The organism is Halobellus sp. Atlit-38R (assembly GCF_003665925.1).
Classification (GTDB): Archaea; Halobacteriota; Halobacteria; order Halobacteriales; family Haloferacaceae; genus Haloquadratum; species Haloquadratum inordinatus.
This window is the reverse complement of sequence record NZ_QXIJ01000030.1, coordinates 1-9,404: the sequence shown is the minus strand read 5'-3', so window position 1 is coordinate 9,404 and position 9,404 is coordinate 1. Positions and strand designations below refer to the sequence as shown.

The window sequence follows — 9,404 nt, the reverse complement described above, 5'->3', positions numbered from 1 at the left end:
TCATCAGTAGACTCCGCTAGGAGCCGGTTGAGATCGTCCTCACTGAGGTGACGGACGATCTCTTTGCGGCGATCTTCAGACATACTCTCATATCAGACGCTACCTCCATAACTTCCCCTAACCACTAGAGCTTCTGACTGCTAACCAGAACCGAAGGTTCTGGTGATGGGGCTTTGATGTGGACTCCCGGCAATCAGTCCCCGGCAATAGGCCGGTGACTCTCGCCGTTCAACGTCCCACCATTCACACGCAGGTCTACTTCTGCGTCTCCGCTCCCCGACTTGGGCGAGGAACGGAGTTTGTGTGTCCGCTTTCGAGCGTACCGTAGCCCGATGTTCTTCGCGCCGTTGTAGTCCGCGTTCACCTCGTACCCGCACTTCTGGCACTTGAAGCGTTCTCCGTGGCGGTTGTCCTCGTGCGTGAACCCGCACTCCGTCCGAGAACAGCGTTGGGACGTGTGGTTCGGTTCGACTTCCTCCACGGAGACACCCCGCTCAGGTGCCTTGTAGGAGACGTACTCGTAAAGGCGTCGGAACGCCCACACGTGGTGCCACTTCGCGTGCGGAAGCCGCTCACGAATGTCGGTTAAGTCCTCGAACACGATAACATCACAGTCGTGTTCGACGGCTTCCGTGACAAGCTCGTTGGCGAGCGTGTGGATGTACTGTTTGCGCCACGCTTCTTCGCGCTTGCCGAGTCGAAGCAGGGCGTTGTGCGCGGCTTGCGTGCCGCGCTGTTGCATCTCTCCACGCCGCTTCTCGAACTCGCGGCACCAGTGGTCGTAGTCGTCACCTTGCCAGAACGTGCCGGTCGAGGAGACGGCGAGTGAGTTGACGCCGAGGTCGATACCGAGGACCGTTTCGTCGGGGTGCCCGGTATCTGCCGGAACCTCTGCGTCGTCGTCCCCAGAACGCAGAGCGTTCTGGTGTGCGGACGAGACGTTCGTCTCGTCAACGCCATCTGTCCGCCGAGTCGAAAGTTGGATGTAGAACTCGTCGTCCACCGCGTCGTATCGAACCGTACTCTCGCGGAACTCGTAGTCCTCGGAGAGAACGTATCGCTCGTAGGGCGTCGGACTGTCTGCCGGGAGAATGAACGACGGGTCGATCCGCCCCTCAACAGTTGCCAGCGACACCTTGTTTCGGTAGAACGTCGCGCTTCGCGCGTCGTAGTCCATCGTTTCGGCGGTGAACGTCGGTTGAGAGACGCGCTGTCCCTTCTTCCACCGTTCGACAACGCCTTTAACGGCTTCGACGGCGCGTTTGATGGCGGCTTGAACGAGTTGTGCCTGTAGGTCCGTCTCCTCTCGGAGTTCGGAGTAGAGCGCGTCACGAACCTGCCGTTTGTTGGTCTTGCACTCGGTGTAGGAGGTGTTGGACCAGCAGTAGTCGGCGGTTCGGTTCGCGCAGTACAGGTATTGGTCGGCGGTTCGGTGGAGTGCGTCGCGTTGCTCGCCGGAAAGGTTGAGTTTCACGACGGCGGTTCGACGCACGTCCATAACTTCAGAGAGGATACAACGGTACTCATACGTTCGGGAGTCGGTCGGAGTATGCCGGTTGTGTCGTTCCGTGTCGGTTTCCTCTCCGGCCTACTCGCTGCCTCCGCTACGCTTCGGTCGCTCCTTGAGGCCGGAGGCTCCACCTTGCATTACGCTGATATGCGTCCCTATTGACCGCATCCTCGTCGAAGATACGCCCTCCCGGACCGCCACCCACAACCGTCGAGATGACGATACCGACCGACCGGGATCACCAAGATACGCTGCATAGGGGTCCTTGTAAGACAGCTACCGGTTGGTAGCGTTTTTCGCCCCCATCAGCGGTGGCGGAGACCACAAAATGTCCGGAGGCGACACCGACAGATTATGTCCAATCACCGGGGTGACTGAGGCTTTATATGATACAGGCACGTGGGTCTTAACAATGAGAACCGTTGAGTCAGCAGACATCGACGATTCCCTTCCGCTCGAGACACTTCGAGCGGTTCTACAGGAGCATTCGGTGCAGTGTGCACTCCTCTTCGGTTCCCACGCCACAGAAACGACACATCCAACGAGTGATATCGATATCGCAGTGGAACTTGAGATGGTCGACCGTGAGGACCCCGCGTACAACGACGCGTTTTTCGGCCTCAGTGCGGATCTGAGCGACGCACTCGGAACGGACGACGTAGACCTCGTCGACATCCACACACTCTCACCACGCGTTGCTACGTCAGTCTTCGAAGAGGGAGTTCTGCTTGTCGGCGATGTGGCCCATGCCGAGGACCTCCAGCGGCGAGTGACCGACACATCATCTACCGACAAATCTCCACGCGAGCGCTTCGACAGTGCACTCGCAAAGATTGATGATCATCTAGGTGGTTCTGCCGTCACAGCAACTGATGGGCATAACCGTGAGCGATGACTGACGGCGTGTTCCCAGCAGACCGCCTCAATCGTATTCTCGTTGCTGTTGAGACAATCGAGGAGAGCCTTGGGACACTCGCTCGCAAGCAACAGCTCACTCGGGAGGAGTACAAACACGACCCGGATACGCAAGATATCGTCGAACGCCGGTTCGTGAAAATGACAGAGGCAGCGATCGATATCGGTGAAGAACTCGTCAAACACGAACGTGGACAGCCACCACGAAGCAATCCCGAATCGATGCGAGCACTCGGCGAAATCGGTATCCTCTCACCAGCAACTGCTGGCCAGATGGCCCAGGGGGCCCGCTTTCGGAACGTCCTTGCGCACACGTACGGACGAATTATCGACCATGATGTGGTCTACAACGCATTGCAAGACCTCGAACGGTACCGCACGTTCGTCGTCGAGATACGCGAATACCTCGATTCGATAGGTGCGCTCGACGTTGACGAGCAGACGTAGTTTATAGAGATTCGAGGCGAATACCCCCGCCTTCCCGTGAGGGACGAACGTTCCGACACCTGTTGTCGGAACCGAGGACTGAACAGGCGGGGGATGAAGCCGACACGGTGAGTAACAGACCACCGAGTGACTGCTCGGCAGGGTATTCCACGGTTAACCAACAGAAAGAGGACACATTCTCGGAGTTGTTAGCTAACCCCGACATCCTCCTCGCGTTACCACGGAGGAGGATCTCAAGGGTGGGAGTGAATACGAGGTGATCACGCGATTCTCCGATCAGGGTCGCTCGAGGACCACAACACGGGAACTCGGAGGACTGTTCCGGTTCCACGGCACGACGAAGTCAGCGAAGGTAGGCCCCGGGAGATCGGCGCACACGCTAGGATGAAAAACCTTCAGGAGTTCAAGCTTGGATTGACCGAAACCGTTGATCACGTCCATCTGATTGTTTCACCTCAGGCGAGGTCGCTTGCCTCTGTCTCGCCAAGATACCCGTTCTCACGCAACCACCCCCAGGCGCGATCTTTGTGGTCGTCGGCAATCCGTTCAATCTCCGTCGTGCTGTTTCCGCCGCGGATCTCCGATTTGAGAGCGGCGAACAGTGACTCACAAATCGTTTCCATTTCGTTTTTTGCCCGTCGATACTCGTCTTCTTCCTCTTTGTCGCCAACTGAATATCCCATCACTCCTGCATCTTGGAAATACTCGAGAATCTGTCGGGCAGTCTGTTCGTAGTGGTCTGCGACGCGTGCCCAGTCCGCTGTCCGATTCAGACAGCGCTCACGATAGTTCTCGTCGGTGGCGACTTTGCGTGCGAAGTTCCGGATGTAGTTCTCGTTGTCCTCGTCGAAGTAGAACCACCGGTTAACAAACCAATCGTCGTCTTTCCCTACCGAGACTATCGTCGTCGCCCCGACTGGACCACCCGAATCGAATTCAATCAGAATATGGATGTCCTCGATTCGATAGTCATCGATTGTCGCACGAGCCATATCAGAAAGTCAACTGGGGATTTGATAACCGTTCCTGAGTGTGTCATAGAGAACATCGCATAGCTCGACGTGAGTGATGTCCGACGGCGGTCGTCAAGACTCGTCTTCGGTGGAAGGTGCGGATTCGGTTGCCACGTCACCCGTAGCGATGCCGATTCACCATCGCGCCCGAACTGTGCTGGGTCGACGTCCGCCTCAATTTCAGCATACTGACCGTCCGGGCTCCCCCACGCGGAGATGATAGCTGGATGGCGTTCGAGTTGCTCGCGCAGCGAGCGCAGAATCCGGTGACGCTTCTCAACGGCTTCCTGCGTCGACTCCCAACCGCCATCCGGCCGCTGTGGCTGGCGGCCGAACTCACTATCGACGGTAGGCTGCTCACTTCCGTCATCATCTTCGCCCGCGTCGGTCATGCGGATGCCGGTGGACGGGCAGTATACGTCTCGTAGTGATCGATCGCATCCCGAAGCAGCGAGAGTTGGTACTGTGCGGACTCCCAATCTGCCGCGGTACGCAGCCGCTGTTGGGCGTCTTCGACCGAGACGTCTCCCGTGACGGACGCACGAAGCGACCGCGGTGACTCGACATCATACGCCGCTTTCCAGGACTCGATATCTGCTTGGATGGCTGTCGCTTGTTGAGTGAGGTCGGCTTCGGAGTTCTCTGCAACGAGTTCCTGTATCGCAGTCAGGCGCGTGTAGACCGGGTCCGGATAGTACGTCTTGCCTCGTGCTGACTCGTCGGTGACGATCACACCGAGGTCGACGAGACGTTCGAGATGATTCCGCGTCGTCGGCTCAGAAACATATGCTTCATCGGCGATCCAGCCCGCTGTCCGAGGCTCCTCAAGGGACGACGAAACCGACCGCACTCGGTCGAATCCCGTTGTTGCGTCCTTCCACCGCGAGACATATGCTGGTTCGTCTTCTCCATCGCGAGAGTCCGCCATATCCAACACCACGTGGCGAAGAAATATAATATTCTCCACAGCCAAAATAATCTATCTCTTGTCGTCCCATAGTAGATTTCGAAGAACGAATCGGTTTTTGGGCCCAAGGCGGTGAGGCCGTTCGTCCTTCTCCCTATGTTACTCAGCCATCGCCAGCGCGACCAGCGTCACATTGCCAAGGATCTCACAGAATACCGCAAGAGCACGTATTTCGACCAACGGGCCGACCGACACCACGAATTTGTCCTCAACAGAGTTCTCGTCTTGGTAATCCACATATTCTTTACTAGTTAGCTGTAAACTGTAATCAAGAACAACCCGTGTCACGCACCTCAAATCGCGCCGACGGCGACATCGTCCAAGACTTCCTCTCGGTCGCGAACCTCCTCAAGAAGCCACAGTTGGCTAAGCTGTACGCGTACCTCGCTCGGGAGGGGGAGGCGACCGTCCAGGACGTGATGGAAGACCTCGAACTCGCACAGGGAACGGCCTACAGCTACGTCAACCGGCTCGTCGACGCCCAAGTCGTCGACGTCACGGACGACGAGCAGCCCCGACGATACGCCGCCCGAGAAATCGACCTGACTGTAACGACGGCCGCTGGCGACCGCGAGTACACAATCACGTCGGCGCTCATCGACGCCGTCGGCCGCCGCGAGACGGACGCCGACATCGACACCTACATCGACCGCCACGGTGTCGCCGGCCTTGCGACGGCACTCACATACGCGGTTGCTCGGGAGCGCGGCGAGGTGACCCACCGCCTGATGGCCGAGGATCTCGAAATCTCGCCGCTGGCTGCGGAGATGATTCTTCAAGCGCTCCGGCCCGTCGTCCACGAGCACTACAACATCGATGCGGATGCACATCATAATAGCGAAAAAGGAGTCAACGTATGACCATTGAAACGGGTGCGCCGACACAAGTGACGCAGTGGGTAGTTTATCAGCGTTTCAAGGGGGAAACTGATGGAACTCAATGACGGCACACTCACGGTTTCACGGGAGCTTTCAGCACTCGACAAAGACGTACTTGAGTTCACGCAGATCCTGGACGACTGTAGGGTTGACTACGTCATCGTCAGTGGCTACGTCGCGATCCTCACTGGGCGATCTCGATCAACAGAGGACATCGACGTCATTCTGGAGTCGCTATCCGAAGCGGAAACTGAGCAGTTAGTAACTGAACTCAAAGATCGAGGGTATTGGGGGATGGCGATGCCGCTTGATGAGATGTATTCGATGCTGAGCGAGGGGAGCCGCATCCGGATTGCCGAGGAAGGAGAAATGTACCCGAACTTCGAGACGTGGTTTGTTTCGAACGACGTTGAACGCGAGGCTCTCTCGAACCCCCTGACTGTCAGATTCGACGAGGGACAGATAGAAATCAGCCCGCTCGAACTCCAAATTGCATACAAACTCCGACTCGCGCAAGCTGCAGACAGCCTCAGCGGGAAGGATTTCGAGGATGCACTTCACCTGTACTTGACGTTCGAGGAACGTTTTAACACGGAGCAGCTCGAACTGTACGTCAAAGAACTTGGAGTTGAGGACTACTATGCTGAACTCAAAGGAGTTTGAGGACGACCAACGCCGGAACACAGAGCAACGGCGTGCGATGATCAAGCAGTGGGCTGAGTACGTACGCACCCACGACGATCGTGAGTGGTCACGACAGCAAAATCGACTCATCAACTCACAGCTCCAGTCGGCGAACGAGATGGCCGCTGCTGGCGACACAGATCCAGTTCGGTTTGCAGCCGCTCGAGATCGGCTGCGCGACCGATGACCGACGAGGATGCGCTTTCGCAGGAGATCGCGGCTGCTTACTACGATGACGAAATAACCATCGACCAGCTCACAGAGCTCGTCAGCGCTGAAACGGCGGCGAACCTGTGGGTGTTGAAACAGCAGTTGGACGAGGACTTCATTAACGAAGTGGCTGACGCGTGACCTCTCACAGCGTCACACTCGTTGGTTCCTCTTGTTGACTCTCCCCACAAACTTCCCAGCGTTGTGGAAGGCAGGCCCGCCCCTCCACTAGCTTCAATCGCCGCTCCAGTCGGTAAACGGCATAGCTGCTACTGGTGCCATCGAACCCACCCGGTTTACGGCCGCTCGAGATTGTCTGCGCGACCGATGACTGCCTCCAGACCCGTACATTGGGACGCTACGACAGCTATGGCGTCAAAAACTACTCGGCTTAGTTGATCGGAAACCGAAGGAGCGCTCCAAGGCCCCCGAATGCAGTATCGAACTGGGCACCTCGATCTGTGTCAGTCGACACAACGAGACACTCACCGCCTTGGTCGGTCGTCGCTTCCTCCAGCTCACGAATCTCCGCTGGTGGCCGTGCGTCGGAAACGAGAAGGACGTCGACTGCTCCATAGTCGAGGGCGGTTTGCGTTTCATCAGCTCCGTAGGCGACATCTCCACCCTGTCCCAGCGCCGTGAAGAACCGATCGAGGGCTTCCCGTTCCCGTCGGCGCTCAGCATCAGACAGTACGTCCTCGGCACGCTCTACGAGCTGCGAGAGACCCTGCTTGGTTGCGTACTCAATCGGATATACGCCTAGTATGCGGTCCCGCAACTCGTGGTGGAGATAGTCACCCTGCTGGAACTCGTCGACGGTGATCGTCGTCCCGCCGAGGATGACGCCATCGACGGTGGGCTCATCGAGGAACGTCTGTTCGGCAGCGTCGGCGACCTGCTCGAAGAACTCGTGTTTCTGGCGGTCTCGCTCGCGTTCGAATCGCTGCGCACTCTGGCCGCCAGCACGGGATTTTCCCATCACTTGGCTCTCGAAGGTCCGGCTGGAAACGATGCGTTCGCCGGCGAGGCGACCGAGGGCGGCACGGCCCCGTTCGAGGACGACCAGACCGTACACCTCTGACGGGGTGAGCGCCTGCTCCACAGGGGCAGTCTCGAATTCAGCCGCACAGCGGTACAGCGAGACGTCGACGGGGACATCGAGATCGTCGAAGACGGCGTCCTGCAGCGCACCGTCGACGACACCAGCGTAGATGACGAGGCCGCTTGGTGGTGTCTCTTCGTACGCTTGGAGGAGGCGTCGGATGCGTCCGAGAGCGTCCTGGACGTGGGTTCGTGTTTGGTCGGATTTGATGTTCGCAGCCTGTGCATATTCGCGGTCGATGCGCTCACGGACCGCATGGAGTGATTTGTCTGGCGGGACGGCCACGGTGATGAGCTCGGTGCCCTCGCCACGGTAGTTTGTGAGCTGGTCGATTCGATCGCGGAGTTCGTACTCGGTGGTCTGCATTTGTTTCGGTGAAAGCGGCGTCGCTGCTCGATGAGAAGGCGATACACCCGCCGGCGCCGCTACCAACTACGAAAGAACAGAGCAAGCGCTCATCGTCCGCACGTTCACCTGGTGCACCGGCGGTGTGTGGTGCATACTATGTCGTTCGTGACGGTGCAGGATAATGCTTCCGTCGAGACGGCAGGCGGTGGCTGAGAACGAATAGATAGCCCTCGGCCGCTCGGCATCCCGCGACCACCGCTGCGCGCCTCGTGCCTGTGGTGCTTGCGGAGTCGGGGGACGTTCACGGCGCTTTGCGCCGTGAGCTCGGGAGACGACGTCTCCCGGTGACCGAGACGACCTCGCCCTTTCTGAGTCCACCAGGATATCGGCTGTGTGACTGAGCGTCGAGCCCGATTGAACAGGTTCTTTGTTACGGCACGCCCCGATCGCTGCTGCTGTCTTCCGGTGAGCAAAGTTCACCGGCGTCCTGCTCACTCTTGTCGTGAGACCTCCGCATCACACGTGTAATCGGTCTCGCTAACAGGGTTAATCTCGTTGCTGAAACCACTGCGCGATTTCCTGCTGAAATTGGTCGAACCAGTGGAGGTCGTTGTGTAACACAGTGTAGACGACGTCGTGGTTCACATCACCGTACCGATGGGCAAGGATATTTCGGAACCCGACGGCTTCTTCCATCTGTTCTTGGACGTCTGATGAGAGTATGCCACCATTCCCAAGCGATTCGATCTCGTTTTTTGCAGTCCCACTTGGAGAGAGGCCTTCTGAAGCACGAATATGCTGGGCGAGGTCGATACAGGACTGAATGAGATTCTTGACATCCTCCTCCGCGTTAGTAATCAAGAGAAGTTTTGGAGGTTGCTGCTTGTAGAATAGCAGCTATGCCCTGTCTCACGAAGCCATCAACGGCTCTATAGAATTCTCAATCTCCAGAACTTTGCTTAGGTACTACACGCGGAGGAGGATGTCAAGGTCTTCGTTGTGCTATCGATCTTCAAACTCCTCGAGTAATTCCTCCAGCATCGGCCGGAGCTTGTACTTTTGATAGTGATCATCCCGGAGATCCTGTACGTAGCCCCGCCAGTCGTCGAGTTCGTCCACAGCGTCGGCCGCGTTTCCGGCTGTCTCTAGCCAGTCCACAGCGTGTCGATACCGCTGTGATTTCCCCTCCTCGATGATCGGTTTGGCCTGTGCCTTGCAGGCGTCGATTGTCCACTGCGGGCGCTCCTCGAAGACGGCGTCGGCGACCGGCTTGACCACCTTGTAATCCGAAAACCGGTCCGCGATGGCGATCGCCTCGTCGTACCGCTCT

Annotated in this window: 12 protein-coding genes and 1 pseudogene; 7 read left to right on the top strand and 6 right to left on the bottom strand. The window is 57.8% G+C overall.

What is annotated here, in order from left to right:
• Positions 1-193 precede the first annotated feature (193 nt).
• A complete protein-coding gene (locus D3D02_RS17745) occupies positions 194-1,498 on the bottom strand; it encodes an RNA-guided endonuclease TnpB family protein (RefSeq protein WP_121571277.1) in 1,305 nt (434 codons plus the stop codon).
• Positions 1,499-1,922: 424 nt separating this feature from the next.
• Between D3D02_RS17745 and D3D02_RS17740 the strand changes: the two genes are divergently transcribed.
• Positions 1,923-2,405, top strand: coding sequence for a nucleotidyltransferase family protein (locus tag D3D02_RS17740; protein ID WP_121571279.1), 483 nt, complete (start codon positions 1,923-1,925; stop codon positions 2,403-2,405).
• Positions 2,402-2,872 carry a DUF86 domain-containing protein gene (locus tag D3D02_RS17735; RefSeq protein WP_121571276.1) on the top strand — a complete coding sequence of 157 codons (471 nt, stop codon included), beginning with the start codon at positions 2,402-2,404 and terminating at the stop codon, positions 2,870-2,872. Before D3D02_RS17740 ends, D3D02_RS17735 begins: the two co-directional genes overlap by 4 nt.
• A gap of 455 nt (positions 2,873-3,327) precedes the next feature.
• Here D3D02_RS17735 and D3D02_RS17730 read toward each other — a convergent pair whose 3' ends face one another.
• The gene (locus D3D02_RS17730) at positions 3,328-3,864 is read right to left on the bottom strand and encodes a hypothetical protein (RefSeq protein ID WP_121571275.1); all 537 of its coding nucleotides are present in this window, start codon (positions 3,862-3,864) and stop codon (positions 3,328-3,330) included.
• 248 nt (positions 3,865-4,112) lie between these two features.
• Between D3D02_RS17730 and D3D02_RS20495 the strand changes: the two genes are divergently transcribed.
• On the top strand, positions 4,113-4,313 hold the full coding sequence (locus tag D3D02_RS20495; protein ID WP_147435686.1) for a hypothetical protein: 201 nt from the start codon (positions 4,113-4,115) through the stop codon (positions 4,311-4,313).
• On the opposite strand, the gene D3D02_RS17725 is transcribed toward D3D02_RS20495, so the two are convergent.
• The gene (locus D3D02_RS17725) at positions 4,274-4,813 is read right to left on the bottom strand and encodes a winged helix-turn-helix domain-containing protein (RefSeq protein WP_121571274.1); all 540 of its coding nucleotides are present in this window, start codon (positions 4,811-4,813) and stop codon (positions 4,274-4,276) included. The two genes, D3D02_RS20495 and D3D02_RS17725, sit on opposite strands and share 40 nt — an antisense overlap.
• A gap of 320 nt (positions 4,814-5,133) precedes the next feature.
• Between D3D02_RS17725 and D3D02_RS17715 the strand changes: the two genes are divergently transcribed.
• From D3D02_RS17715 to D3D02_RS21020, 4 genes are all read left to right on the top strand, one after another.
• Positions 5,134-5,712, top strand: a complete 579-nt coding sequence (locus D3D02_RS17715) for a helix-turn-helix domain-containing protein (RefSeq protein WP_121571272.1) — start codon at positions 5,134-5,136, stop codon at positions 5,710-5,712.
• Between the two features lie 69 nt (positions 5,713-5,781).
• Positions 5,782-6,393 (top strand): hypothetical protein, encoded by a 612-nt coding sequence (locus D3D02_RS17710; RefSeq protein ID WP_121571271.1) that lies wholly within the window; start codon positions 5,782-5,784, stop codon positions 6,391-6,393.
• Complete coding sequence (locus D3D02_RS17705) at positions 6,371-6,601, top strand: hypothetical protein (RefSeq protein WP_121571270.1); 231 nt, start codon at positions 6,371-6,373, stop codon at positions 6,599-6,601. Before D3D02_RS17710 ends, D3D02_RS17705 begins: the two co-directional genes overlap by 23 nt.
• The gene (locus D3D02_RS21020) at positions 6,598-6,765 is read left to right on the top strand and encodes a hypothetical protein (RefSeq protein ID WP_199723157.1); all 168 of its coding nucleotides are present in this window, start codon (positions 6,598-6,600) and stop codon (positions 6,763-6,765) included. Before D3D02_RS17705 ends, D3D02_RS21020 begins: the two co-directional genes overlap by 4 nt.
• Before the next feature lie 250 nt (positions 6,766-7,015).
• On the opposite strand, the gene prf1 is transcribed toward D3D02_RS21020, so the two are convergent.
• The 3 genes and pseudogenes from prf1 to D3D02_RS17685 form a co-directional block, all read right to left on the bottom strand.
• On the bottom strand, positions 7,016-8,092 hold the full coding sequence (prf1, locus tag D3D02_RS17700; protein ID WP_121571269.1) for a peptide chain release factor aRF-1: 1,077 nt from the start codon (positions 8,090-8,092) through the stop codon (positions 7,016-7,018).
• 528 nt (positions 8,093-8,620) lie between these two features.
• The gene (locus D3D02_RS17690) at positions 8,621-8,935 is read right to left on the bottom strand and encodes a DUF86 domain-containing protein (RefSeq protein WP_233560697.1); all 315 of its coding nucleotides are present in this window, start codon (positions 8,933-8,935) and stop codon (positions 8,621-8,623) included.
• A 141-nt stretch (positions 8,936-9,076) separates the two neighbouring features.
• Positions 9,077-9,404, bottom strand: a pseudogene (locus tag D3D02_RS17685) (SWIM zinc finger domain-containing protein); the annotation flags it as partial.